The following is a 24,448-nucleotide window of genomic DNA, read 5'->3' as shown; positions in this document are numbered from 1 at the left end:
GGCGCGTGCCTGCGAGCGGCCGCCACCGGCGGCCGCGAGGAGCACGCGCGAGGGAGTCGCTGGCGGCGGTCGCCGCCAGCGACGAGGCTGGGGAGGCGTGAGGCGCTGTGCGGCGCAGTGCGGGGGGGACTCAAAGGGGCAGCCGCGAGGCCGCCGCACACTCGCTGTGCTCCTCGCTCGTTCGCTTCGCTCACTCACTGCGGTGCTTGCGTCGTCTGCGACGGCCTCGCGGCTGGGGATTTGGAGGTTTCGCCGTCGTCACGGAGTCAGCCCGTTAAACGAAGTCGACCGCGTCTCAGTACCCGTCCGTCCCCCAGCGCAGGTCGTCGTAGGTCGCCTGCTGGTCGCTGCCGAGCCGCTCCTCGAACTTCCGGCGGAGCGCCGCCTTCTCGGTGGCCGAGATCCGGGCCAGCTCGTCGGCCTTCGCGACCGGCTCCGGCGGGCCGCGCGTCGCCGCCACCTCCGCGATCACTTGCCGGGTGAGCCGCTCGCGCGTCGACTCGTCGCGCGTGAACGCGTACGGCGCCTCCAGCTTGTACGTCACGTCGGTCCGGGGGTCGTAGACGACCATGAACGTCGGCTCGTACAGCGCCGGGTCGAGCTCGCGCTTGACGCCGAGCGCGTCGCCGTCGGCGGCCATCGGCGCGTCCGCGCCGCCGCGGCTGCGGAACCACGTGGTGAAGGTGAGGTCGTCGTCGAGGCGGGCGCCGCGGTCCGCGCCGCGGCCGCCGGCGTCGTCGCCGCCCCCGACGCCGGTCGCGTCCGGCTCGCGCCGCTCCAGCAGGCGGGTGAACAGCGCGGTGTCGTCGGGCCACGGGGACTCCACGCCGGCGCTCACGAGCGCCCGGACCGCCGTACCGCTCGCGGGGTTCTTGACGAAGCCGGCCAGCGGCACGTCCCGCTCGACGAACCGCTCGACGAGGCGGACGTACTTCTCGACCACCGCCCGGGGCTTCGCCTCGCGGGCGAGCGCGCCCAGTTCCGGGTCGCGGTCGGCCCAGGTGAACAGCTCCTTCGGGTAGACGGGGCCGTCGAGGACGAGGAGCTCGTCGACCTCGTCGGCGTGGTCGAGCGCGTGGGTCCCCTCGGCGAGGTACAGGGCCAGCGCGTGGACGACCCGCTCCGCGTAGCGGTTCACCCGCGGGACGTGGAACACGCGCTGGCGGGTGTGGCCCTCGTCGCGGCGGGTCCACTCGCTGTCGAAGCCGGCGGTCGAGTCGCCGGCGTGGACGGTGGCGACGATGGTGCGGTCGCGGTGGAGGTCCAGGTCCGTCGGCGAACTCGCCATCGCCGCGTGCGCCACGTCGACGACGAGCCCGTTCTTGAACGTCGTGGGGTTGATCGTCCCCGAGTCGAGGCCGTGGACCGTCTCGAACGGGCGCGCCGCGAGCGCCACGTCGTCGATGGCGGCGCGCCGGCGCTCGTGGTCGCCGAGGGCCTCGACGACGACCCGGCCGTCGGCGCGGAGCTCCGGGAGCCACTCGCGCCACACGCGCTCCGCGAGGTCGTCGTGGTCCGTCGCGTCCACGTCGCCGCCGATGCCGTACGCGAGCTGGGCGATGTTCTCGACGTGGATCGGATCGAGCGTCACGGGCGTACGGCGGACCGGACCGATATAAAAACCGTCGGCCGCGCCGCCGACGGCGTCGCCCGACCGAGGGCGATGAGCAGACCGGGGCGACGCCGCCCCGTCCGCGAACACGTTCGACTATCGCCGAAGAAGAAGCAAGGGCGGCCGGTAGCTGATGTCAACTCGATTTTACCCATCCGCCTTAATTTCCGGCTTTTCAGAGCCTAAACGACGATATCAGCGATAATAGTTGGAGGCGTTATCCTTTTATGATATACGACAACCAACGGTTATGGCAGAGACTGCGACGGGAGTCGACGCGGGGGGATCGGGCGGGCTGACGGAGAAGGTGCGCGAGGTGCTCCGGTACGTACCGGACGGCACCTCGATGCCGACGGAGATGTGGGCGCCGCGGCATCGCAACATCCTGATCGCGACGCTGGTCCAGGTGCCGTTCCTGATCGCGCTCGGGCTCTACGAGGGGACGGAGTCGTTCACCGGCGCGCAGATCCCGGCGACGCCGCTGTGGATGCTCGGCGGGTTCGTCGCCGTCATCGTCGGTACCGCCGGGCTCGCGGCCTGGTCGGGGCTCGGCCGCCGCCAGCGGACGGTGCTCACGGCGTTCAGCCTGATGACCGTCTCGATGGCGATGGTGAAGCTGTCGGGCGGGTACATCGAGGCGCACTTCAGCTTCTTCGTGTTCATCGGCGTGCTCGCGCTGTACGAGGACTGGCTCCCGTTCGCCGTCGGCGTCGGCTACGTGGCGATCGGCCACGGCGCGTTCAGCCTCATCGATTCGAGCCTCGTCTACAACCACGCCGCAGCGGTCGAGAACCCGATCATCTGGGGCGTCATTCACGCGATCTTCGTCCTCGGGCTCTCCGGCGCGCTGATGGTCAACTGGTACTCGATCGAGAAGTCGCGCGAGGCGGCCCAACAGCAGCTCAAACTGGCGGAACAGAAGCAGTCCGAGATCCAGGACGTCGAGGCCGCGAAGGCCGAGGTCGAGGAGCGCCGCGAGGAGGTCGAGCGCCTGAACAGCCACCTGGAGACGAAGGCCGACGCCTACAGCGCCGCGATGGACCGGGCGGCCGACGGCGACCTGACCGTCCGGCTCGACGCGGAGAGCGAGAGCGAGGCGATGGCCCAGATCGGCGAGGCGTTCAACGGGATGATGGACGACATCGACGACGCGATGGGCGAGGTCCGCTCGTTCGCCCAGGAGGTCTCGACCGCGAGCGCGAACACGGTCGACGGCGTCGAGACCGCGGCCGACCGGAGCGAGGCCGTCAGCCAGTCGGTCTCCGAGATCGCCGAGGGCGCCGACGAGCAGCGCGAGATGCTCCGGCAGGTGTCCGACGAGATGAACGACCTCTCGGCGACCATCGAGGAGGTCGCCTCCTCGACCGAGACCGTCGTTGACGTCGCCGAGCAGACGGCCGACATCGCCGACGACGGCGAGGAGACCGCCGAGGCCGCCATCGAGCGCGTCGAGGAGTCCCGCGAGGCGCTTGACAACGCGGCCGACACCGTCCAGCAGCTCGACGAGCGGATGGAGGACATCGGCGAGATCGTCGACCTCATCGGCGACATCGCCGAGCAGACGAACCTGCTCGCCCTGAACGCGAACATCGAGGCGGCCCGCGCCGGCGGGGGCGGCGGCGGGAGCGACGGCTTCGCGGTCGTCGCCGACGAGGTGAAACAGCTCGCCGAGGAGACCCAGGACGCGGCCACGGAGATCGAGGAGCTGATCGGCGCCACGCAGTCGCAGACCGAGGGGACCGTCGAGGCGGTCCGGAGCGCCGAGGAGAACATCGCCGCCGGCGCCGACGCCGTCGACGACGCCGCGGACGCGTTCGCGCGGGTGTCTGACAACGCCGCGGAGGCCGGCGAGGGGATCCGCGAGATCAGCCGCGCCACCGACGACCAGGCCGCCAGCACGGAGGAGACCGTCTCGATGGCCGAGGAAGTCGCCGACATCAGCCAGTCGACGGCCGACGAGGCCGACGCGGTCGCCGAGGCCGCGGACGAGCAGCTGAGCGCGATGAGCGAGGCGACGACCGAGGCGGGGTCGCTCGCGGAGCAGGCCGAGCGGCTCGGTGCGCTCGTCCGCGAGTTCGACGTCTCCGGCGAGGGGGCCGACCCCGGCGCCGCGCCCGGCCCGAACGTCGCGGTCGGCGACGGCGGACAGCCCGAGTAGCGACCCCCGAGACGGGTTCCCCCGCCCGTCGACGACGACTTCTTACACGGCGCCGGTCACTCGGCGTCGGACCCCGTACGGAGCGCTTCGAGGACCGCGAGCGCCCGCTTCACCGCCGCGCCGTCCTCGACGAACACCAGCGTCCGCGGCGGGCGGACCGCCTTCGGTCGGACCCGGAGGCCCGCCGCCGCCGCGGCGTCGGCGACCGCGTCCGGGGCCGCGAGCGCCTCGATCCGCGCGCGGTCCGGCTGGACGTACACCTCGGCGACGGGGTCGCCGGCCTCGCGGGCGATCCGGTACGCCAGCGCGCCGTCCGGCGTCGGCTCGACGTCGCGGTCGGCGTCGGCGACCGTCAGCCCGCGGAGCCCGCTCTCGTTGCCGGTCACCTCGGAGGCGAGCAGCTGCGCGATCCGGACGCCGTCGTCGAGGCGGTCGGCGACCATCTCACGCGACCTCCGGGTCGTCGGCGTCGGTTGAGTCCGCGGCCCCGTCGTCGTCCGCGTCGGCGGCGAGCTCCTCGCGCACGTCGGCCGCGAGCCGGTCGACCGCGGCGCCCTGCTCGCGGGCGTAGAGGACCGCCGCGGCCTCGATGGTGACCGCGAGCGCCCGCTGGCGCTCGTTGATCGCGGCGACCGCGCGCTGCTTCTCGACGCCGGCGGCGACGATGGCGTCGAGCGCGCTCTCGAAGGTGGACTGCTCGCGGAGGACCGACTCGTCGGGGACGAACCCCTCCGGGACCGTCACCTCCGCCGGGTCGAACTGCGGGACGAGGTCGCCGTCCTCGGAGGCTAACAGCCCGCGCCCGACGGCGACGTCGACGAGCCGCTTCGCCTGGTCGGGCGAGAACCACTCCCGCTCCAAGGACAGCGCGACGACGAACTCCCCCTGGCCGAGGCGGTCCTGGGCCCGGGTCTTGAACGGGGCGGCGACGGCGACCTCCAGGCTCATGTGAGACGGACGGCGCGGCGGCCGCGTAAACGTGTCGAACGCGGGGCCGATCGGACGCGCGTCACCGCGTCGCACCCGGGCCGCCGCCGTCAACCCGACGGCCGACGGCGAGCGCGACCGCCGCGCCGGCGAGCACAAGCGCGCCAGCCGCCGCGAACGCGAGCCCGTACCCCATCGCGGCGAGCCAGCCGCCGAGGACGCTCCCGATCCCGCCCGCCAGCGCGCCGAGCGCCGCGTACGCGCCGAGCGCCTCGCCGCGGATCGCCGCCGGCGCGAGGCGCGTGACGATGACGCCGGCGGTGACCGCGATCACCGCCCAGGTGAGCCCGACGGCGGCGAACGCGACCCCGACCGCGACGAAGCCGAGCGCGCTGGCGCCGAGCGCCGCGCCGGCGACCGCGACCAGCGGGAGCAGGACCCCCCGGGCGACCAGCCCGCCCACCTGGAGCCGCACGGCGTTCCCGTCGGCCGCGAGGCGGCCGGCGGCGCCGAACGCGACCGCGGCGGCGACGCTGTTCACCAGGTACAGTGCGAACGTCCCGCCGGAGCCGAACCCGGTCTCGGTGAGGAACGCCGGCAGGGGCGCGAAGAAGGCCGAGAAGCCGGTGAGGAACAGGAGCGCAGCGAGGAAGTACGCGGCGAGCGCGGGGGTGAAGCGCGCGGCGACGCGGCGGGGGTCGAGCCCCCGGAAGTCGGTCCGCGCGAGCGCCCCGGGCAGCGTCGCGCCGCGGACGGCGAACCGGTCGGCGCTGCGGAGCGCGCGGCGCACGCGGCTCCCCGAGGGCAGGTCGACCGTACCCTCGGCCCCCGCCCGCGGCGGGTCCGCGGGGAGCGACCGCGCGGCGGCGACACAGGAGAGCCCGGCGGCGGCCGCGAGCGGCGCGAACAGCGTTCGGGTGGCGGCGGCCGGGGAGGCGACGGCGGCCCCGCCGACCGTCCACGCGGTCCCGAGGAGCAGCCCGAGCGCCCAGCCGATCCCCTGGTACCGGTTGAGATCGGCGATTCGGTCGCTCCAGGCCGACTCGGGGGCGTCGGCGACGACGAGCAGCGTCACCACGGGCGTCGCGGCCGCGAAGGCGAACCAGACGACGGCGTTGGCCGCGATCACGGCGGCGATCCGCTCCGTGAGCGGGACGACCGCGACGGCGAGCGTCGCGCCGACGAGCGCGACGAGGACGAGCCCGCGGCGGCGGCCGGTGCGGTCGGCGATGCGCCCAAACCACAGCGCCCCCGGGACGCCGACGACGGCGGCGACGGCCGCGAGGACGCCGAGGACGAACGGCCCGCCGCCGAGGTCGACGACGTACAGCGGGACGACGAGCGAGGCGCCCCCGAACGCGACGGAGGCGAGTCCCCACGCGTACAGCCACCGCTCTGACATGTGTCGAGTCGGTTGCCCCCGGGACAAAACGGATCCGGTTACGATCTCCAGTTCCGCGACCGCGCGACTCTCAGTCGTCGCCCCCGGTCGCCGCGGCGCTCTCGCCCGCCCCGTCGGCGTCGGCCCGAACCGGATTCACGTCGACCGTGAGGCCGGTCCCGGCCATGACGAACAGCACGAACGGCGAGAGGAACGCGAACAGGTAGTACGGCGCGTACTCTATGGTCGGGACGCCCGTGGCGCTCGCCATGAAGACGGCCCCGGCGTGCCACGGCATCAGCGCGCCGGTCGGCGTCCCGGCCGCCTCGACCGCGCGGGAGAGCTGGTCGGTGTCGAGGCCGAACTCGTCGTAGGTGTTCCGGAGCGTGACGCCCGGCAGGACGATGCTCATGTACTGTTGGGCCGTGAGGGCGTTGATGACGATGGCCGAGACGCCGGTCCCGGCGACGAGCGCGCCCGGACTCCGCACCGACGAGGTGAACGCGTGGGCGATCACCGCGAGGACGCCGGTGCGTTCCAGGATGCCGCCGAGCGACAGCGCGGCGACGACGACCGTGATCGTCCACGCGGAGCCGGTGAGCCCACCGGTCGCGAGGAGGTCGTTCACCGTCGCCGAGGCCGACTCCGGCGCGGTGCCGTACATGAACGTCTCCCAGGCGGCGACGAAGCCCGCTCCCTGAAGCAGGATCGTCGTGAACGCGCCGGCGAAGACGCCGGCGACGAGGGTCGGCAGCGCGGCGTAGCCGCGCAGCGCCAGCCCGAACGTGACGACGAGCGGGACGAAGGCGACGACGGTGATCGCGTACGTCTCGGTGAGACCGCCCTGGATCGCCGCGATTTCGCCGGCGGGAATGTCGCCGCTCGTGCGGAGACCGAGCGCCGCGAAGCCGAGGACCGCGAGGCCGAAGGCGATCGCGGTCCCGATCCGCATCCGGCGGATGTGCGCGTACAGGTCGGTGTTGGTGACGCCGGCGGCGAGGTTCGTCGTGTCGGAGAGCGGCGACTGCTTGTCGCCGGCGTACGCGCCCGAGAGGACGGCGCCGACCGTCATCGGCGCGGGGACGCCGAGCCCCGCCCCGATGCCGACGAATGCGACGCCGAGCGTCCCGACGGTGGTCCACGAGGAGCCGATCGCGAACGCGACGATGGCCGCGAGGACCGCGGCCGCCGGGAGGAACGTCGTCGGCGAGAGGACCTCCAGCCCGTAGTACATCATGCTGGGGATCGTGCCGGCGCTGACCCACGTGGCGATCAGCCCGTAGATGGTGAAGATGATCAGGATCGCTTGGAGGCCCATCAGGAGGCCGTTGGCGATGCCGTCGAACAGGTCGTCCCAGTCGTAGCCGAGCCAGAGGCCGAAGGCGCCGACGAAGGCGATACTCCAGATGAGCGGCGGGTGCGGGTCGAGGCCGAGGACGGCCGAGCCGATTCCGAGGAACGCCACGACGGCGAGGACCGGGACCAGCGCCGCCGCCAGGCTCGGGCGGCGGTCCGGGTCGAGGTCCTCGTACGACGTCGGCGTGAACGAGCGTGCCATGAGCGGTCGTATTTCTCTGAAGCATAAGTATGTCTCGAAATATGAGCGTCAAAGATAACGATCGTTCATCGCAGACGCGGTCCCTCGGCGCCGGCCGCTCCCGCTGTCCACAGACCCCGCGTCCGCCCGTGTGCCGCCGTGTCGCGGCGGTCCGCGAACGGACGCTCTTATACGCGTCGGCGGTGAAACGCGGGTAACAATGATATTTGAGGGCCTCCCGACGACTCCGCGCGCGGAGGAACTCGTCGACAAGGCGTTCTCGCGGGCGTCGCGGGCCGGGCGCGCGAAGCGCGGCCACGAGGCGCAGGAGTCGATGCTACGGACCGCCGGCAACGTGCTCTCCGACAACTTAGAGAACGTCGTCACCTCGTGGCCCGACTTCGGCTTCGACGTCGACCCGTTCTACTACGAGCTCGCCGACGCCATCGTCGACGTGGACCGCCTCCGCCAGGCGCTCTCGCAGGTGATGTGGGCCAGCCGCCAGATCGAGGACCTCCGCGACGAGTACACGACGAAGATCCGGAACTCCGACGTCGACACCGCGCGGAAACACCGGAAGCAGGCGTTCGCGCGCATGGCCGACGTGATGGACCAGATCGAAGACGACCTGCGCTACATCGGCGACTCGCGGGACCAGCTGAAGGTCCTCCCGGACGTCAGGCCCGACGAGCCCGCCATCGTCGTCGCCGGCTACCCGAACGTCGGGAAGTCCTCGTTCGTCAACCGCGTCACCCGCGCGTCGAACCAGATCGCGGAGTACCCGTTCACCACGAAGGGCGTCCAGATCGGCCACTTCGACCGGAACCACGTCCGGTACCAGATCGTCGACACGCCCGGCCTGCTCGACCGCCCCGAAGACGAGCGCAACGACATCGAGCGGCAGGCGGTGAGCGCCCTCGAACACCTCGCCGACGCCGTCGTCTTCGTCATCGACCCCTCCGGCGACTGCGGCTACCCGCTCGACGTCCAGCTCGAGCTCCGCGAGGAGGTCCGCGAGCTGTTCGGCGCCGACGTGCCGCTGCTCACGGTGGCGAACAAACACGACCGCTTCGAGGCGGTGAAGGCGGAGTCGGTCGACGCGACGATGAGCGTCACGGAAGACGAGAACGTCGAGGCCGTCCTCGACACCGCCGTCGAGGCGGTCGGCTTCGAGCCCGACCTCCCCACGCGCGACGGGGAGTAACCGAGCCGCGGTCGGAGAAAAAAGCGGTCGCCGCCGGTCAGGCCGGGACGGCCTCGTAGACGACGTTCACCGAGACGCGCACGGTCACGTCGCCAGTCTGGACGCTCGTGGACGCGCCCCCGGCGTCGCCGCCCGCGGCCGCGTAGCGCTCCGCGACGAACGGCGTCGAGCCGGACTGCGCCGTGGAGACGTCGTACACGCCGACCACTTCGAGGTCGCTCGCGTTCGCGAGGACGGCCGCGTCGTCGTCGGCGTTCGCCATCGCCGCCGTGATCGCCTCCTCGCGGAGCTCGCGCTCGCGCTCCTCGCTCAGGCCGAACCGGATCCGCTGGACCTGGTCGGCGCCGGCGTCGATGGCGACGTCGATGACCTCGCCGACGGCGTCGACGTCGCCGACTTCGATCGCGTACTGGTGGACCCCCTCGTAGCGCGTCCGGTTCGGGTCGTCCCGGGTCTCGTAGGCCTCCCGCACGTCGTACCGCTCCGTGCGGATCGCCTCCTCGTCGAGCCCCCAATCGGTCAGGGCCGCGCGGAGGTCGGCCTCGCCGGCCGCCAGCTCGTCGCGGACCGCCTCGGCGTCGCCGCCGGTCGCGGTGACCGCGACCCGGAGGGTGGCGCGGTCCGGGGCCGACGCCGCCTCGCCGGTGGCCGTCACTTCGATGCTCCGCTCCAGTTGCGCGTCGTCGCCGCCGGTCGGGGTGGCGGTGCCCGCGAACCCCGTACAGCCGGCCAGCGCGACGAGCGCAGCGATGCCGATGAGTGCCGTCAGTCGCCTGTCCATACGCGACCGTTCGCGCCCGGACGACGTATAAACCGCAGATAACGCAAAGAGCCGTTTTGCCTATCGGTCGTCGCGCTCGGCGTCCGCCTCCTCCGCGGCCTCCTCGTCCGCCTCGTCGTGGTCCGCGACGAACGTGTCGTCGAGGTGCGGCTGCTCGTCCTCCGGGCCGTCGTCTGCGGGCGCCCCGTCGTCGGCGGCAGACGCCGCGTCGGCGTCGGCGGACGCCCCGTCGGCGTCGGCGAGGGCGCCGTCCGCGTCGTCTTCGGGGGTCGCGTCCGCGTCGTCGCCGGCGTCCGCCTCGTGGTCCTCGATCGACCGCACGTCGGTCCCCGCCGACTGCTCCGGGTCGCGCTCGACCCCGGGAGACAGGTCGGTGGCCCGGCGACCGGAGCCGAACAGGCGCTCGCGCAGCGACCGGCTGCTCGGCCGCTCGGTGAGCAGCACCGAGGCCTCGACCTCGTGGATCACGTCGAGGTGGAGGGAGTTCGAGACGAGCCGCGAGAGCAGCCCCTTCTCCGTGGCGCCGATGATGACGAGCGTCTTGTCGGCGGCGGCCCGGCAGATCCCGCCTTCCACGTCGCCGCCGTCGTCGACGACGAGCTCGGCGTCGCCGAGCCCGTGTTCGTCGGCCCACGACGCGAGGAACGCCTCGCCGCGCGCCCTGTCGCCCGGGTCGTCAACGACGTGGAGCAGCGTCACCTCGGCGCCGGTCGTCTCGGCGAGCACCCGCGCCACCTCGGCGCTGAGCGCCGAGTCGGGCCCCCCGGAGGTCGGGATGAGGATCCGCGAGGTGTCCAGGTCGCGCTCGTTGAGGATGAGGAAGTCGCAGGGGAGCTGGTTGGTGAGCTCGTCGATCGGCCGCTCGGCGCGGGCGGCGCTCCACAGCTGGTCGTCGCCCCAGCCCATCAGCACGGCGTCGGGGCGGGTCCGGCGCGCCATGTTGAACATCTCCTCGAACGAGCGGTGCGAAACGACCGTCGAGGTCGACACGTCCACGTTGTAGTCGGCCGCGGTCGACCGGAGGTTCCCCATCCCCTCCGCGGAGACGTCCGCGATGCGACGCCCGGCGTCGCCGGAGGACAGCGACATGCGCTCGGGCGCCTGGACGACGTGGACGATGTGGACCACGCCGTCCTCGTGGCTGCTCGCGAGCCGCGCCGCGAGCTCGACGATGGGGCCGTCGGTCCGGGGGTTCGTGATCGGCACCATGATCCGGTAGCCCTCGCCCGCGAACAGCGTCGCCTCGGTGGCGTCCAGGATGGGGACGTACGAGCGCCCGGCCGCGCGACCGAACACCCACTCGGGAACGGTGAGGCGGCGGCTCATGCCCTCGAAGCGCGCCTCCTCGAGGCGCTCCTCGCTGGTCTGGAAGTAGTTGACGAGCGTGACCAGCACGACCCCGCCGATCGTGTTCCCGAGCAGCACAGGGAGAACGAACCCGACGAGCCCGGAGAGGAGGCTGATCTCGGCGCCGTACAGCGGGATGCCGTCCTCGAAGAACAGGAAGAGGACCTCGGTGAAGGAGACGACCACGTGGAAGAGGTCGCCGAGCGGGATCGCGAGGAACGCGAGGTAGACGACGAGCATCCGGCTCACGGAGTCGGTGGAGGCGAAGCCGACCCAGACGACGCCGGCGACGATGAGCCCGGCCATCGCGGCCTTGAAGAACAGCGGGACGAAGTCGACGGCGAAGCCGCCCTGCGAGATGTACCGCGCCGCGGAGACGGTCTCGCCGGTGAAGACGCCGCCGTACGAGAGGACGAGCGCCCCGATCGCGCCGCCGACGAAGTTGCCCGCCAAGACGATAGACCAGTGGCGCAGCAGGGTTGGAACGCTCGCGAGCCGTTCGAGCGTGAGCGCCACCGGCGGCAGCGTGTTCTCGGTGTACAGCTGGTAGCCGCCGATGATGATGTAGATGAACCCGAGCGGGTACAGCAGCACGCTCAAGATCGGGTGCGAGTCGGTCGCCGCCGTCAGCGACGCGTACAGCATGAACGTAATCGTGATCGCCAGCCCGGCGGCGAGGCCGCTGAAGAAGAGCTCGCGGCTCCCCGAGGTCACCTCCTCGTCCGCGGCCGCGATGATCCGCTGGAACACCTCGTCGGAGGAGAACCGGTCCCGGACTGCCTCGCCGACCGCGGGCGCGCCGCTCCGGGACCGCTCGACGACCTCGCGCATCGAATCGTCGTCGGGTTCGGTTGCGTCCGTCACTGCCGACTCCCACGGTACCCCCGTAAAAAGTAGTTCCTCTTCGGCTCACGTCGACGAAATTACGGCGCGGACTCGGCGGGACGGCTCAGGCCCGCTCGACGGTCACCGTGCGGACCTCGACGCCGACCTCGCGGCCGAGGACGGACTCGATCCGGTCGTCGAGCGCCGGTGCCGTCCCCGCGGCGGCGCTGCCGGGCGGGACGCCCACGGTGATCACCACCCGGTCCGTTTCGAGCGGCGGGACGGTGCCGCTGCGCTCGACCGTCAGTTCGAGGAGTTCGAACTCCGAATCGATCGCGGTCAGCTCGTCGCTCGCGGCGGCCCGGATGTCCGCCTCCGTGGTCGAGGCGACGTACGAGTCGTAGGTGACGCCGCCGAGGAACACCGAGAGCAGCGCGATCGCAGCCGCCAGCACCGCGGCGCGCTTGAGGAACGCGGCGCGCGCGTCGTCCTCGCGGAACCACCGCTGCGGCCGGTAGCCCTCGTACCACAGCACCACGAGCGCGGAGAGGTTGATCGAGAGGACGTTCACCGCGACGATGATCCCCGCCCCGAGGACGAGCCGCGGGATCCGGAAGGCGATCCCGATCCCGACGGCGGCCGCGGGCGGGATGAGCGCCACCGCGATCATCACGCCGACGAGCGTCGCCGAGACCCCGGTCATCAGCGAGACGATGCCCGCGACCCCGGCGCCGACCGCGACGACTAACACGAGGACGTTCGGCGCGAGCCGCTCGGACACCTCCGCGAGCTCCAGCGGGTCGAGCCCGGGCGGCACTAAGGCGAGCGAGCGCAGCGCGAGCGCGAACAGCGTCGCCGCGAGGACCGCGACCGCGACGCCGAGTACCTGCATCCGCACGCCCCGCCGGAACAGCGCCTCGTCGTCGACCACGGTGCCGATCGCGGCCGACATCGCCGGCCCGATGAGCGGCGCAATCACCATCGATCCGACCACGGTCGCGGGGGAGTCGAGGAGCAGCCCCGCCGTCGCGATCACCGCCGAGATGACCGTCATCAGCACGTAGGTCCCCAGCCCGGAGGCGAGGTCGTCCGCCTTCGCCTGGAGCTCCTCGCGGGAGATACGGTCGCCGCCGTGCTCGGCGTCCTCCTCGTACTCGTCTTCGAGCGCCTCGAACCGCCGGGAGATGACCGTCTCGGCCGCGACGATCACGGTGTAGGTGCTCTCGTCGATCCCCGCCTCCCGCAGCCGGTCGAGGACGGGTTCGACGGCGGCCGTCGGCAGCGGGAACGTCGCGACCGCGGTGTACTCCCGGCCGCTCGTCTCGTCGGTGACGACGTAGTCGACCCCCTCGTCGTCGAGCGCGCGGACCACCGCCGCCCGCTTGCCCGCCGGAATCATGACCTGAACGAGTCGCACGGTCCCCGGTGGCACCGGCAACCCTTATAGTATCGGCACGCGGCGAGCGCCCGGGCCACGAGAAACGGAACTTTAATGCGCGAATCGCTCGGACCTTCGGCCAAGAATGCTCTCGCCGCTGGTCATCGACACGTTCCTGCTCGACTACCACCTCGGGCACATCATCCTGTTCGGGCTCCTCGTGTCGCTCCTGGGGGCTGCGCCGCTGAAGTCACAGAAGGTCATCGCGTCGATCCTGGCCGTCTTCGGTGTCGTCTTCCTGATGGCGCCGTACACGACGATGCCGCCGACGTTCATCCTCCTCGGCGTCCCGCTCGTCCTCGTCGGCGCGCTGCTGTGGACGATGGCCCGGTAACGCCGCGGACCGACCGCCGACCGCCCCGCCCGCTCGAACCGACCGCGACGCCGCTTTCTCCCGTCTCTCTCCGCCCGACAGCGACCGATTCGGCCCCCGTCTCGCTATCTGTTCGATCCCGCTCCTTTTTGCCCCGCGGGGGACACTCCCCGCCATGGTAACGGTACGGGCCCCCGCGACGAGCGCGAACCTCGGGAGCGGCTTCGACGTGTTCGGGGCGGCCCTCTCGCGGCCGGCGGACGTCGTCACGGTCGAGAAGGCGGCCGAGACGACGATCGAGGTCACGGGCGTCGGCGCGCAGTACATCCCGGAAGACCCCGAGAAGAACACCGTCGGCGCCGTCGTCGAGGCGCTCGACGCGCCCGCGCGGATCCACATCGACAAGGGCGTGCGCCCGGCCTCGGGGCTCGGCTCCTCGGCCGCGAGCGCCGCCGGCGCGGCGGTGGCGCTCAACCGGCTGTACGACCGTGGACTCTCCCGGAAGGAGCTCGTCCCGATCGCGGCGGAGGGCGAGGCGGTCGTCTCCGGGGTCGCGCACGCGGACAACGTCGCCCCCTCGATCCTCGGCGGGTTCACCGTGACGACCGCCGAGGGGACCAGTTCGGTGGACGCGGCGATCCCCCTCGTCGTCTGTCTCCCCGACGTGGCGGTCTCGACCCGCGACGCGCGCCGGGTGGTCCCCGAGAGCGCCTCGATGGAGGACCTCGTGGCGACCGTCGGCAACGCGGCGACGCTCGCGATCGGCATGTGCCGCTCGGACCCGGCCCTCGTCGGGGCCGGCATGAGCGACCCCGTGGTCACGCCCGAGCGCGCCCGCCTCATCACCGGCTACGACGACGTCCGCGAGCGCGCCTTCGACGCCGGCGCGACCGGCGTCACGGTCAGCGGCGCCGGCCCCGCCGTGATCGCCGCCTGCCGCGAGCGCGACCGCCGCGACGTCGCGGCCGCGATGCTCGACGCCTTCGCCGGCGCCGGGGTCGAAGCGCGCGCGTACCAGACCCGGATCGGACGCGGCACGACGTTCCTCGACGGTTGACTCGGGGTGAGCCGGTGCGGAGCGGCGCTCACCGACCGCTCAGTTGCCACTCTAGGAGGCCGACGCCCGTCATCGTCACCGAAAGGGGTATATATACGCAGAAAGTTAGGATTAGACAAGTCTAACAATTGGATGTGGTACGTAATATGATATCCGACGCGGACGACGGACGGTCGGTGACGCGACGCGACGCGCTTCGCATCGGCGGCGCGACGGCCCTGGCCGGGGCGGCCGGGTGTACGGCGCTCCCGAGCGCGCCGGTCGGGTCGGGACGCGCCGAGGGCGACGACGGCGGGCCGGTCGCCGTCGCCTCCTTCTTCAGCTTCTACGACTTCGGGCGAAAGGTCGCCGAGGGGACCCCGCTGACCGTCGAGAACCTCGTTCCGACGGGGCTCCACGGCCACGGCTGGGAGCCGAACGCGAGCATCACGCGGCGGATCGTCGAGGCGGACGCGTTCGTCCACGTCGGCGAGGACTTCCAGCCGTGGGCCGACCGCGCCATCCGGACGGTCGAGGCCGACGGGACGGACACGGCCTTGATAAACGCCCGCGAGGGGGTCGACCTGGTGGACCTCGCGGCGTCGCTCGACCGCGACGAGGAGGGGGTCGGCGCCCAGCGCGGGAAGGACCCGCACTTCTGGTTGGACCCGCTCCGCGCGAAGCGGTCGGTCGACAACATCGCCGAGGGGTTCGTCGACCTCGTCCCGGACCACGCCGAGACGATCCGCGAGAACGCGGCCCGGTACAAAAGCGAGGTGCTCGACCGCATCGACGCCGACTACGAGGCGATATTCGAGCGGTCGGACCGCGACGTGGTCCAGTTGGCCGCGCACAACGCCTTCCAGTACATCGGCGTGCGGTACGGCGTCCGGATGCGCCCGCTCGTCACGAGCCTCGCGGCGAGCGGCGACGTCAAGCCCGCGGACATCCGCGAGGCGACGCGCGTGATCCGCGAGAACGACATCCGGTACATCGCGAACGGCGTCTTCGAGTCGCAGCGCCCGGCCCAGCAGCTCGTCCGCGAGACCGCCGTCGAGGCGTACTTCCCCGTCACGCCGTACGCCGGGATCCGCGAGGAGTGGCTCGCGGAGGACTGGGGGTACGAGGAGATCGCGTACAACATCAACATGCCGACCTTCGAGATCGTCTTAGGGAACGAGACGCCCGAGGCCGCGGCGCCGACGGACGGGTGGGTCGAACAGTGGCGGAACTTCGAGCCGGTATGAGCGCCGACGACGCTGACCGGGCGGCGGTTGTCGAGCGCGCCGACCGCTCGGCCGAGGCCGGCGCCGACGGCGCGGCGGAGTCGGTGATCGACCTCGCCGGCGTCACGTTCGGCTACACGGCGACGCCGGTCGTCGAGGACGTGTCGCTGACGGTCGAGTCCGGCGAGTACGTCGCCGTCGTCGGACCGAACGGTTCCGGCAAGTCGACGCTGATGCGGCTCATGCTCGGGCTGCTGGGGCCCGACGCGGGGACGGCCCGGCTGTTCGGCGAGGACGCGGCGCGGTTCGACGACGGCGAGCGGATCGGCTACGTCGCCCAGCAGGCCAGTGCGGCCCAGGACATGCCGATCACCGTCCGCGAGGTGGTGAAGATGGGCCGGTTCCCGTACCTCGGGCTCGACCGGCTGGCCGACGGCGCGCTCGCCGACGGGCTGGCCGACGACCCCGTCCGCACGGCGCGGTGGGCCGCGAACGTCGTCTCGGGCCGTCTCACGGCCGCCGACTGGGCGGTCGTCGACGACGCGCTCGCGACCGTCGGGATGAGCGCGTTCGCCGACCGGCGCGTCGGGCGGCTCTCCGGCGGCCAGCGCCAGCGGGTGTTCATCGCCCGGGCGCTGGCGGGCGAGGCCGACCTGCTCGTCTTAGACGAGCCGACCGTCGGCGTCGACGCCGAGTCCGTCGACGCGTTCTACGACCTGCTCGGCGCGCTCAACGACGCGGGGATCACCGTGGTCCTCATCGAGCACGACCTCGGCGCGGTCGTCGAGCACGCCGACCGCGTCGTCTGTCTCAACCGCGAGGTGTACTTCGACGGCCCGACCGAGGAGTTCGTCGAGAGCGACGCCCTGGCGCGGGCGTTCGGGACCGAGGCGCGCTTCCTCACCGGGGGTGCCGAATGAACGACCCGCTGACCGCCGCGCTCGCCGCGTGGCTCCTCGCCGCGGTCGACCAGTCGCTGCCCCTCGCCGCGGGCGCGCAGCCGGGGGCGCTCGCGTTACAGGGCGGCCTCGCCGGCGTCGGGGAGGCCCTCTTCGCCGCCCTCCGCTGGGTGCTGGCGCAGTGGTACTGGCTGATGGACTGGGCGTACTACCTCTCCGGCCTGGAGATGTTGAACCCGCGCTACCGGTACATGCACCGGGCGGTGCTCGTCGGGCTCTGCGTGGGCGTGATGGCGCCGCTCATCGGCACCTTCCTCGTCCACCGCCAGCTCGCGCTGATCGGGGACGCGCTGGCGCACACGGCGTTCGCCGGGGTCGCGGTCGGGCTCTTCCTCAACGCCGTCATCGACCTCGGGGTGTCGCCGTACCTCACCGCGGTCGTCGTGGCGATGATCGCCGCGCTGTTCATCGAGCTCATCTCCGAGACGACCGACGCGTACAACGACGTCTCGATGGCGATCGTCCTCTCGACGGGGTTCGCGCTGGGGACGACGCTCATCAGCCTCAACGCGGGCGGGCTCGCGGTCGGGGTGAACCAGTTCCTCTTCGGGAGCCTCTCGACGGTGTCGCCCCAGAGCGCGGGGATCCTGCTCGTGCTGTTCGTCGTCATCGTCGGCACGGTCGCGGTGACCCGCAACCAGCTCCTGTACGTGACCTTCGACGAGACCGCGGCCGCCGTCTCCGGCATCTCCGTCAACTGGTACAACCGCGTGATGGTGATGCTGACGGCGATGGTCGTCGTCGGCGCGATGCAGATCATGGGCGTCATCCTCGTGGCGGCGATGCTCGTCGTGCCCGTCGCGGGCGCGACGCAGGTGTCCCGCAGCTTCACCGAGTCGCTCGTCGTCTCGGTCGTCTTAGCGGAGCTCGCGGTCCTCCTCGGCATCGGCGTCGCCTACTACGGCGGCGTCACCGCCGGCGGGGTGATCGTGCTCGTCGCCGTGGGGATCTACGTCTGCGCGGTGGTCGTCGGGAAGGTCCAGTCCGCCCGCGGCGGGCGGGAGGTCCCCGAGATGGAGAGCATCGAGACCGACGACGCGGCCCCGGACGCCGGAACGGGGGGTGACCGACCGTGACGGGCGACGAGGACGGGGGCGACGCGGGCATCGGGAACGGAACGGCCGGGGAACGCGAGGCCGGCGCCGACGGCTCCGGGCCGCGGGCGTCGTCGGACGTCATCAGCGCGGTCATGGAGGACTACATCAAATCGATCTACGCCATCGAGCGCGACACCGGGGAACGGGTGTCGACCTCCGCCCTCGCCGACTACCTCGAGGTCACCGCGCCGACCGTCTCCTCGATGGTGAAGAAGCTCGAAGAGCGGGGGCTCGTCGACCGCGAGGAGTACAAGGGCGTGACGCTCACCGAGGAGGGCGAGGTCGTCGCGCTGGAGATCCTCCGGCACCACCGCCTCTTGGAGGCGTTCCTGACCGAGCAGCTCGACTACAGCTGGGTCGACGTCCACGACGAGGCCGACAGGCTCGAACACCACGTCTCCGAGAAGCTGAGCGACCGCATCGCCGAGGCGCTCGGCAACCCGCCGGTCGACCCGCACGGCGACCCCATCCCAGACGCCGACCTCTCGCTGCCGACGGCGGGCGACACCGTCCGACTGGTCGACGCCGACGAGGGCGACCGCGTCGTCGTCCGCCGGATCCGCCACCAGGGCGACGCCGAGCTGCGCTACCTCTCCGACGCCGGCGTCCGCCCGGAGGTCGAGCTCGCCGTCGTGGACGTGGCGCCGTTCGGGATGGTGACCGTCGAGACGCCGACGGACGACCAGAGCCTCCCCGAGGAGATAGCGCGACTCATCGAGGTCGAGCCCGTGGACGCCGCGAGCGACGGCTCCTGACGCTCGGCGCGAGCTAAGGACGAGCCGGACGCGAGGCCGGGACGGACCGCACGCGAGGCCGGGACGAGGCCGGACACCGCCGTCGGCGCGGCTCAGTCGCGCTGAACGAACGGGCCCGAGCAGTCGTACTCGATCAGTTCGAACCGGTTCGCGGCCTCGACCGTCCCGTTGTAGGGGTTCGTCCGCTCGTACGCCTGGTAGATAGTCACGTTCTCCACGGCCGTCTCGTGGGTGCGGTTCCACTCCCCGCAGAGGTAGTTCGCGAGGTACGAGCGGTGGTTCTCGTTGTCGGCGCCGTAGACGTTCTTCAGGTACTTCCGCCAGCGCGAGGTCGGATAGGTGGTCTCGGCGCGCGCCGGTCTGTCGAAGGTGACCGGGGCGTCGCGGAACACGTCCCGCTCGCTCCCGTCTTCGAGCGTGCCCGCCGCGACGTACCAGCGCGTCGTGTGGATCGGGTCGGGCGCGAACATCTGCCACGACTGGTCCATCTCGGCGGCGTCTAAGGCCTCGTCGGCGGGCTCCGGCACCTCGGCGTAACCGACCGACGCCGCGCTCGACAGGAGGATCAAAACGAGGAAGACGTACGGCAGGACCGTCGTGAAGAGGACGCGCCCGCGGGCGAGGCCCGCGCCGAGGTCGCTGCCGCGGAGGGAATCGAGGCGTTCAGACGCGGCCGGGCGGGGAAGCGACGGGCCGGCGGAGAGCGCGGTCCGCGCGAGCGACTCGGACCGCGCCTTCCAGCGCGCGAGCGGCGCCGACAGGTTCAAGCGGTCGGCTACCCGTCCGAGGGCGTCCCAGACGGGCGTCTGGAGGAACGGGATGAAGCCGACGACGACGATTATCGGGAAGAGGCCGACCCGTATCGTGACCGCCATCCCGAGGTGCATGCCGACGAACAGCGAGGCGAGGCCGGCGCGCGGGAGCCCGGTCAGCAGGAGCAACAGCGGCGACGCGAACAGCAGCGCGACCCACAGCACCGTGAACACGCGCAGGAGGCCGGTGAACTCGGCGAGGTACGCGCCGAGGAGGTAGGTGAACTGGTCGGCCTGCATGACGTACGCGACCGCCTCCCCGCTCATCCAGGGCTCGCTCGCGAACTTGTGGACGGCGTTCGTCAGGTACATCACGAGGATCTGTAGCAGGACCGCCATCGTGGCGACGCTCGCCACGGCGGTCCCGCCCGAACTCGATGACGGCGAGTCCCCGTCGCCGCCGGCCTCGCGGTCGGCGCGCCTGACGGCGTCGACCGACCAGCGCGCGCCGAGCGGGAGGAAGACGCTCCAGAACAGCAGCATGCGGAGCAGGGTGTCGCCCGAGTTCAACACCATCGGGTTGCGGGCGTGAAGCGAGACCAGCAGCAGCCACGAGGCGACCGTCGCGAGCCGCGTCCGGTACCCGACGGCCAGCGAGAGGGCGAGGACGCCCGCGAGCGCGAACAGCAGGCCGACGGCCCACGGCTCGCCGGAGAGCGCGTGGAGCGAGTTGTTCGTCGCGTAGTCGGAGGCGAACGCCCGGAGCGGCAGCACGCCGGCGTCGGTGTAGAAGGCGGTGAACGAGCGCGAGCGGAGGAGCAGGTCGACGATCAACAGGGTTCCGAGCCCGATCCGGAACGCGGCCAGCGCGCGGCGGTCGACCGAGACGCGCGCGGCGACGGCGTCCCCGAGGCGTCGGACGGCCGCCGAGAGCCGCGACCGGGCGGTCGAGTCGGAAGGGGTTCCAGCCATGGTCTTGCGGTCCAACTTGTTGGTGACGACGAGGAACGCGTATAAGTTTTCCGTGCGACGGCACCGTCATCGCCTCGCGACGCCGGAGCGAGCGCCGCCCGCACCGGAATCCTGAACTGCGGCGGCCGCGTAGGTCCGCCAGGCAATGGACGAGGACATCCCGGACGACGCCGCCGTCGTGCTCTTCGACGGCGTCTGTAACCTCTGTAGCGGGTTCGTACAGTTCGTCCTCCCCCGCGATCCGGAGGGGAAGTACCGGTTCGCCTCGCTCCAGTCCGACGTGGGACGGTCGCTGCTGGCGGAACACGACCTCGCGACCGACGAGCTGGACTCGGTCGTCCTGATCGAGGACGGCGAGAGCTACGTGAAGTCGGCGGCGATCATCCGGATCGCGACGGGGCTCGGCGGGGCCTACCGGCTGCTGTCCCCGTTCCGGTTCGTGCCGCGAGCGGTCCGGGACCGCGCGTACGACTTCGTCGCCGACAACCGGTACCGCTGGTTCGGGAAGAAGGACCGGTGTATGATGCCCCCTGGCGACGCCGAGTCGCGGTTCCTCGAGTGAGCGGCGGTCCGACGGCGAGCGAAAGCCAGGTCCGGGCGCTCCTCACTCCGCGTCGCGCCGCTCGTACGTGACGAACGCGAGGTCGCCGTCGGTCTCGCGGTCGCGCTCGGCCCACGCGTCGGCGTCCCACTCCGGGAAGCGGGTGTCGCCCGCCGGGCGCTCCGGGATCTCGGTGATGACCATCCGGTCGGCGCGGTCGAGGTAGGCCGCGTAGACGGTCGCGCCCCCGATGACGTAGACGGCGTCGACCCCCCGCTCGGCGGCGTCCGCGGTCGCTCGCGCGAGCGCAGACTCGATATCGTGCGCGACGACCGCGCCGTCGGCGAGGTCGGCGTCGCCGATCGAACGGGTCGTCAACACGACGTTCGTCCGGTCGGGGAGCGGCCCGCCGATCCGCTCGGCGATGCGCTCGTACGTCTTCCGGCCGACGATCACCGGGTGGCCGGTCGTGAGCCGCTTGAAGTGCGCGAGGTCGGCGGGGTAGTGCCACGGCATCCCGCCGCCGTCGCCGATCACGCCGTTGTCCGCGACGGCGGCGACGAGGACTACGTCCGGATCGGCGTCGCGCGCCCCCTCGCGGGCGTCGGCGTCCGCCATCACTCCGCGACCGCGAACGAGATGCCGTCCGCGGAGTCGTAGTCGACCACCGAGACGTCCTCGTAGGCGAGCTCGTCGAGGGGCTTGTCCGCGATCTCGATCCGCGGTCGGTCGCGCGGCGTCCGCGAGAGCTGTTCGAGGAGGCCCGGGACGTGGTCGTACCCCTCCTGACCGTTGGGCTCGTCCGGCGCGGTCCGCTCGACCCAGCTTTTCACGTCGAGGTACCCCTCCTTGCTCTCGACGTTCGCGAGCCGCTCTTGGACGTACCTGAGGTTGTTCGCGTACCACTTCCCGCGGTCGCCGCGGCCGCAGTAGACGTGCGCGTCGACGACGGTGTGGCCGAACTCCCCCACCTCGAAGCCGGTCCGCTGGGCTAAGGCGTTCGCGAGCAGCGCGTACGCGGCGATGTTGAACGGGACGCCGAGCGCGATGTCGCCCGAGCGCTGCGTGAGGTGGAGGTTGAGCCGGCCGTCCTGGACGTTCACGACGAAGGTGTAGTGACACGGCGGCAGCGTGGAGACGGCGGCGTTCGCCGGGTGCCACGCGTTCACGACCATCCGGCGCGAGTGGGGGTTCTCCTCCAGCGTGTCGAGGACGTACTGGATCTGGTCGAAGGTCCGTCGCGTCGTCCCGTCGGCCTCCTCCTCGACGGTGACCCAGCGGTGCGCGTCGTCCGGCCACGTCTCCCCGGGGAGCGCGGCGTCGTCCTCCGGGACCGGGTATCGGCGCCAGTACCGACCGTACGCGGTGTCGAGCTTCCCCTCCTCGTCGGCCCACGCGTCCCAGATCTTCGTCTCCTCGCGGAGGTTCCGGATGTGCTCTTCCCCGGAGAGGTACCACAGCACCTCGTGGATCAGCGAGTTCCACCGGTAGCCGTCCATCTTCTTCGTGGTCAGGAGCGGGAACCCCTCCGCGAGGTCGACAGTGTACTGCCCGCTGAACGTCGCGATGGTGTCGACGCCGGTTCGGTTCGGTTTGTACGTGCCGGACGAGAGCGCGTCGTCGACGAGGTCGAGGTACTGTTGCATGGTGGGTTCCGCGCGCCGGGACTGTGGCGGTCGCCGGCGCGGACTGTTATCGACTCGTGTGCGGCGGGGAAAGTAAGCGCTTGGTTCCCGGAGTTCGCCGGGGGATCACCGGTACCGCTCGGGGAGGTACGGGTCGAGCGACGACGGGAGCAGCGGGATCACGGCCGCCGCCATCTCGGCGAGCCGCCGGCGGAGCACGGTGTACACGACCGCGACCGCCAGCGTCCCGATCACGACCGCGCGGAGCGGGGGGTCGACCAGCACGAGCAGCGGGACCGAGAGCCCGACGGAGAGGGCGAGGTCCTCGACGGCCCCGTCGTACCGGACGCCGCGCCGCGGCGCGACCCACGTCTCGCGGTAGTGGTCGTACACGGCGCGGTCGGAGTTCCCCTCCCACGGGCGGAGCTCCAGGCCGCCGCCGTACATGTCGGCGACGCTGTGGAGCGCCGCGCCGAGGAGGAAGAGCGCGACGGCGACGGTGAGCGCAGACGGCGCGACCGCGGCCGCGACGAGCGCCGGGACGGAGAGGACCGAGTAGTAGACGGGGTAGTGGAGGGTCCGCCGGTGGCCGGTGTACATGTCGAGGTCGGGGACGAGCCCACCGAGGAATCCGGCGACAAGTCCCACCGGCGCCAGTTCCGGCGCGACGCGCACCAGTGGGGCCGCGAGCAGCATCCCCGCCAGCACGTGGGTCGGAAGCATCATCGTGACAAAAATCAGGCGACAGAAATATATGAACGTGTCGGCGCGGCGGTCGCGGGCCCGAACCCGCGTCGACGGCCGCCTCGGCCGCCGCAGCCGTCGTTTCGCGGTCCGTTTATATCCCGTCGCGCGAACCGAGGCGTATGCTCATGACGCCGGGGCCGACCGCGGTCCCAGAGCCCGTGCGCGACGCGATGTCCCGCGAGCTGATCAACCCCGACGTGGACCCCCGGTTCCGGGAGATATACGACCGCCTCACGGACCGGCTCGCGACCGTGTACGGCGTCGATCCTGCCGTCTCGGCGGCCGAGGGAGGGCGCGACGTGGTCGCCCTCGGCGGCGAGGGGATCCTCGGCCTGGAGGCGGCCGTCGCGTCGCTCGTCGAGCCGGGCACCGAGGTCCTGTGCCTGTCGAACGGGCTCTACGGCGAGGGGTTCGCCGACTTCGTCGAGTCGTACGGCGGCGACCCGACGCTCGTGGCCGCCGAGCACGACGAGCCGCTGCCGCTCGACGCGCTCGACGAGGCGCTGGCGGCCGACGACGCCGACTTCGACCTCGTCACGATAGTCCACTGCGAGACGCCGACGGGGACGCTCAACGACGTCGAGGCCGCGCTCGACCGGATCGAGGCGGCGGCCCCGGGGGCCCTGACGGTCGTCGACGCCGTCTCCTCGCTCGGCGGCGTCGAGGTCCCGACCGGCCGGATCGACGTGTGCCTCGGCGCGTCCCAGAAGTGTTTCAGCGCGCCGCCGGGGCTGGCGACAGCCGCGGTGAGCGACCGCGCGTGGGCCGCGATGGAGGCGAGAGAGCCGCACGCGCTGTACGCGAACTTCCTCCCGTTCCGCGACGTGAGCGACGGCTTCCCGTACACGCACCTCACGACCGAGGTCGTCGCGCTCGACGCCGCGCTCGGGCTCCTGCTCGACGAGGGCCTCGACGCCGTCCGCGAGCGCCACGCGGCGGCCGCCGCGCGGTGCCGGGAGCGCGGCGCGGAGCTGGGGCTGGAGACCGTCCCGAGCCCGGAGCGCAGCTCGCCGACGGTGACCGCCTTCGAGGTGCCCGGGCGGGCCGAGGCGCTCCAAGAGCGGCTACGCGAGGAGCACGACGTGATCCTCGCGACGGGCCTCGGCGAGGGGTCGGAGGACATCCTCCGCGTGGGACACATGGGCCACAACGCGCGGGTCGAGCGCGTCGAGGAGGCGATGGACGCGCTCGCCGCGGTGCTGTGAGCGCGGGGTG

The 24,448-nt window shown here is 71.9% G+C and carries 22 protein-coding genes; 10 read left to right on the top strand and 12 right to left on the bottom strand.

Annotation, left to right across the window (positions count from 1 at the left end; all coding sequences use genetic code 11):
- Window positions 1-295: 295 nt before the first annotated feature.
- The gene (locus tag EXE44_RS12485) at window positions 296-1,591 is read right to left on the bottom strand and encodes a DNA double-strand break repair nuclease NurA (RefSeq protein ID WP_137717409.1); all 1,296 of its coding nucleotides are present in this window, start codon (window positions 1,589-1,591) and stop codon (window positions 296-298) included.
- A 271-nt stretch (window positions 1,592-1,862) separates the two neighbouring features.
- Here EXE44_RS12485 and EXE44_RS12480 point away from each other — a divergent pair, with 271 nt between their 5' ends.
- Window positions 1,863-3,770, top strand: a complete 1,908-nt coding sequence (locus EXE44_RS12480; RefSeq protein ID WP_137717408.1) for a methyl-accepting chemotaxis protein — start codon at window positions 1,863-1,865, stop codon at window positions 3,768-3,770.
- A gap of 56 nt (window positions 3,771-3,826) precedes the next feature.
- Here EXE44_RS12480 and EXE44_RS12475 read toward each other — a convergent pair whose 3' ends face one another.
- The 4 genes from EXE44_RS12475 to EXE44_RS12460 form a co-directional block, all read right to left on the bottom strand.
- Window positions 3,827-4,213 carry a hypothetical protein gene (locus EXE44_RS12475; protein ID WP_137717407.1) on the bottom strand — a complete coding sequence of 129 codons (387 nt, stop codon included), beginning with the start codon at window positions 4,211-4,213 and terminating at the stop codon, window positions 3,827-3,829.
- A 1-nt stretch (window position 4,214) separates the two neighbouring features.
- A complete protein-coding gene (locus EXE44_RS12470) occupies window positions 4,215-4,718 on the bottom strand; it encodes a DUF2240 family protein (protein ID WP_199241211.1) in 504 nt (167 codons plus the stop codon).
- A gap of 61 nt (window positions 4,719-4,779) precedes the next feature.
- A complete protein-coding gene (locus EXE44_RS12465; RefSeq protein WP_137717406.1) occupies window positions 4,780-6,144 on the bottom strand; it encodes an MFS transporter in 1,365 nt (454 codons plus the stop codon).
- Window positions 6,145-6,169: 25 nt separating this feature from the next.
- Window positions 6,170-7,636, bottom strand: coding sequence for a Na+/H+ antiporter NhaC family protein (locus tag EXE44_RS12460; protein ID WP_137717405.1), 1,467 nt, complete (start codon window positions 7,634-7,636; stop codon window positions 6,170-6,172).
- A gap of 199 nt (window positions 7,637-7,835) precedes the next feature.
- On the opposite strand from EXE44_RS12460, the gene EXE44_RS12455 reads away from it, so the two are divergent.
- A complete protein-coding gene (locus EXE44_RS12455; protein WP_137717404.1) occupies window positions 7,836-8,819 on the top strand; it encodes an NOG1 family protein in 984 nt (327 codons plus the stop codon).
- A gap of 37 nt (window positions 8,820-8,856) precedes the next feature.
- Here EXE44_RS12455 and EXE44_RS12450 read toward each other — a convergent pair whose 3' ends face one another.
- From EXE44_RS12450 to EXE44_RS12440, 3 genes are all read right to left on the bottom strand, one after another.
- Window positions 8,857-9,600 (bottom strand): SIMPL domain-containing protein, encoded by a 744-nt coding sequence (locus EXE44_RS12450; protein WP_137717403.1) that lies wholly within the window; start codon window positions 9,598-9,600, stop codon window positions 8,857-8,859.
- 60 nt (window positions 9,601-9,660) lie between these two features.
- Window positions 9,661-11,811: a formate/nitrite transporter family protein gene (locus tag EXE44_RS12445; protein ID WP_137717402.1), complete on the bottom strand. Its 2,151-nt coding sequence runs from the start codon at window positions 11,809-11,811 to the stop codon at window positions 9,661-9,663.
- An 85-nt stretch (window positions 11,812-11,896) separates the two neighbouring features.
- Complete coding sequence (locus tag EXE44_RS12440; protein ID WP_137717412.1) at window positions 11,897-13,171, bottom strand: TIGR00341 family protein; 1,275 nt, start codon at window positions 13,169-13,171, stop codon at window positions 11,897-11,899.
- Between the two features lie 124 nt (window positions 13,172-13,295).
- Between EXE44_RS12440 and EXE44_RS12435 the strand changes: the two genes are divergently transcribed.
- The 6 genes from EXE44_RS12435 to EXE44_RS12410 all read left to right on the top strand — a co-directional run bounded on the left by EXE44_RS12435 (window position 13,296) and on the right by EXE44_RS12410 (window position 18,596).
- Window positions 13,296-13,544, top strand: coding sequence for a hypothetical protein (locus EXE44_RS12435; RefSeq protein WP_053771008.1), 249 nt, complete (start codon window positions 13,296-13,298; stop codon window positions 13,542-13,544).
- Window positions 13,545-13,698: 154 nt separating this feature from the next.
- Window positions 13,699-14,580 carry a homoserine kinase gene (locus tag EXE44_RS12430; protein WP_137717401.1) on the top strand — a complete coding sequence of 294 codons (882 nt, stop codon included), beginning with the start codon at window positions 13,699-13,701 and terminating at the stop codon, window positions 14,578-14,580.
- Window positions 14,581-14,756: 176 nt separating this feature from the next.
- A complete protein-coding gene (locus EXE44_RS12425; protein ID WP_137717411.1) occupies window positions 14,757-15,806 on the top strand; it encodes a metal ABC transporter substrate-binding protein in 1,050 nt (349 codons plus the stop codon).
- Entirely contained in the window at window positions 15,803-16,705 is a 903-nt protein-coding gene (locus EXE44_RS12420) for a metal ABC transporter ATP-binding protein (RefSeq protein WP_137717400.1), read from the top strand. The genes EXE44_RS12425 and EXE44_RS12420 overlap by 4 nt, the downstream gene beginning before the upstream one ends.
- The gene (locus EXE44_RS12415) at window positions 16,702-17,820 is read left to right on the top strand and encodes a metal ABC transporter permease (RefSeq protein ID WP_137717399.1); all 1,119 of its coding nucleotides are present in this window, start codon (window positions 16,702-16,704) and stop codon (window positions 17,818-17,820) included. Before EXE44_RS12420 ends, EXE44_RS12415 begins: the two co-directional genes overlap by 4 nt.
- On the top strand, window positions 17,817-18,596 hold the full coding sequence (locus EXE44_RS12410) for a metal-dependent transcriptional regulator (RefSeq protein WP_369333858.1): 780 nt from the start codon (window positions 17,817-17,819) through the stop codon (window positions 18,594-18,596). Before EXE44_RS12415 ends, EXE44_RS12410 begins: the two co-directional genes overlap by 4 nt.
- 92 nt (window positions 18,597-18,688) lie before the next feature.
- Here EXE44_RS12410 and EXE44_RS12405 read toward each other — a convergent pair whose 3' ends face one another.
- On the bottom strand, window positions 18,689-20,320 hold the full coding sequence (locus EXE44_RS12405; protein ID WP_137717410.1) for an HTTM domain-containing protein: 1,632 nt from the start codon (window positions 20,318-20,320) through the stop codon (window positions 18,689-18,691).
- A 145-nt stretch (window positions 20,321-20,465) separates the two neighbouring features.
- On the opposite strand from EXE44_RS12405, the gene EXE44_RS12400 reads away from it, so the two are divergent.
- Complete coding sequence (locus EXE44_RS12400; RefSeq protein ID WP_053771002.1) at window positions 20,466-20,882, top strand: thiol-disulfide oxidoreductase DCC family protein; 417 nt, start codon at window positions 20,466-20,468, stop codon at window positions 20,880-20,882.
- A 42-nt stretch (window positions 20,883-20,924) separates the two neighbouring features.
- Here EXE44_RS12400 and EXE44_RS12395 read toward each other — a convergent pair whose 3' ends face one another.
- From EXE44_RS12395 to EXE44_RS12385, 3 genes are all read right to left on the bottom strand, one after another.
- Window positions 20,925-21,479: a dihydrofolate reductase gene (locus EXE44_RS12395; protein WP_137717398.1), complete on the bottom strand. Its 555-nt coding sequence runs from the start codon at window positions 21,477-21,479 to the stop codon at window positions 20,925-20,927.
- Complete coding sequence (thyA, locus tag EXE44_RS12390) at window positions 21,479-22,507, bottom strand: thymidylate synthase (RefSeq protein WP_137717397.1); 1,029 nt, start codon at window positions 22,505-22,507, stop codon at window positions 21,479-21,481. The genes EXE44_RS12395 and thyA overlap by 1 nt, the downstream gene beginning before the upstream one ends.
- A 105-nt stretch (window positions 22,508-22,612) precedes the next feature.
- Window positions 22,613-23,209 carry a metal-dependent hydrolase gene (locus EXE44_RS12385; protein WP_199241212.1) on the bottom strand — a complete coding sequence of 199 codons (597 nt, stop codon included), beginning with the start codon at window positions 23,207-23,209 and terminating at the stop codon, window positions 22,613-22,615.
- Between the two features lie 143 nt (window positions 23,210-23,352).
- On the opposite strand from EXE44_RS12385, the gene EXE44_RS12380 reads away from it, so the two are divergent.
- On the top strand, window positions 23,353-24,438 hold the full coding sequence (locus EXE44_RS12380; protein ID WP_137717395.1) for an alanine--glyoxylate aminotransferase family protein: 1,086 nt from the start codon (window positions 23,353-23,355) through the stop codon (window positions 24,436-24,438).
- The last annotated feature ends 10 nt before the right edge of the window (window positions 24,439-24,448 follow it).

Origin of the sequence: Halorubrum sp. SS7, from assembly GCF_005435055.1 — an archaeon.
In the GTDB taxonomy this organism is placed as follows: domain Archaea; phylum Halobacteriota; class Halobacteria; order Halobacteriales; family Haloferacaceae; genus Halorubrum; species Halorubrum salinarum.
Note: the sequence above shows the minus strand (reverse complement) of the source record. Positions and strands in the feature narration are given on the sequence as shown.

What these genes read in the sequence shown, in the direction of transcription:
- thyA (WP_137717397.1), bottom strand. Translation starts at nt 22,507, where the DNA reads ATGCAACAGTACCTCGACCTCGTCGACGACGCGCTCTCGTCCGGCACG.
- EXE44_RS12405 (WP_137717410.1), bottom strand. Translation starts at nt 20,320, where the DNA reads ATGGCTGGAACCCCTTCCGACTCGACCGCCCGGTCGCGGCTCTCGGCG.
- EXE44_RS12430 (WP_137717401.1), top strand. Translation starts at nt 13,699, where the DNA reads ATGGTAACGGTACGGGCCCCCGCGACGAGCGCGAACCTCGGGAGCGGC.
- EXE44_RS12415 (WP_137717399.1), top strand. Translation starts at nt 16,702, where the DNA reads ATGAACGACCCGCTGACCGCCGCGCTCGCCGCGTGGCTCCTCGCCGCG.
- EXE44_RS12380 (WP_137717395.1), top strand. Translation starts at nt 23,353, where the DNA reads ATGCTCATGACGCCGGGGCCGACCGCGGTCCCAGAGCCCGTGCGCGAC.
- EXE44_RS12475 (WP_137717407.1), bottom strand. Translation starts at nt 4,213, where the DNA reads ATGGTCGCCGACCGCCTCGACGACGGCGTCCGGATCGCGCAGCTGCTC.
- EXE44_RS12450 (WP_137717403.1), bottom strand. Translation starts at nt 9,600, where the DNA reads ATGGACAGGCGACTGACGGCACTCATCGGCATCGCTGCGCTCGTCGCG.
- EXE44_RS12395 (WP_137717398.1), bottom strand. Translation starts at nt 21,479, where the DNA reads ATGGCGGACGCCGACGCCCGCGAGGGGGCGCGCGACGCCGATCCGGAC.
- EXE44_RS12455 (WP_137717404.1), top strand. Translation starts at nt 7,836, where the DNA reads ATGATATTTGAGGGCCTCCCGACGACTCCGCGCGCGGAGGAACTCGTC.
- EXE44_RS12385 (WP_199241212.1), bottom strand. Translation starts at nt 23,209, where the DNA reads ATGCTTCCGACCCACGTGCTGGCGGGGATGCTGCTCGCGGCCCCACTG.
- EXE44_RS12420 (WP_137717400.1), top strand. Translation starts at nt 15,803, where the DNA reads ATGAGCGCCGACGACGCTGACCGGGCGGCGGTTGTCGAGCGCGCCGAC.
- EXE44_RS12460 (WP_137717405.1), bottom strand. Translation starts at nt 7,636, where the DNA reads ATGGCACGCTCGTTCACGCCGACGTCGTACGAGGACCTCGACCCGGAC.
- EXE44_RS12480 (WP_137717408.1), top strand. Translation starts at nt 1,863, where the DNA reads ATGGCAGAGACTGCGACGGGAGTCGACGCGGGGGGATCGGGCGGGCTG.
- EXE44_RS12400 (WP_053771002.1), top strand. Translation starts at nt 20,466, where the DNA reads ATGGACGAGGACATCCCGGACGACGCCGCCGTCGTGCTCTTCGACGGC.
- EXE44_RS12440 (WP_137717412.1), bottom strand. Translation starts at nt 13,171, where the DNA reads ATGATTCCGGCGGGCAAGCGGGCGGCGGTGGTCCGCGCGCTCGACGAC.
- EXE44_RS12470 (WP_199241211.1), bottom strand. Translation starts at nt 4,718, where the DNA reads ATGAGCCTGGAGGTCGCCGTCGCCGCCCCGTTCAAGACCCGGGCCCAG.
- EXE44_RS12435 (WP_053771008.1), top strand. Translation starts at nt 13,296, where the DNA reads ATGCTCTCGCCGCTGGTCATCGACACGTTCCTGCTCGACTACCACCTC.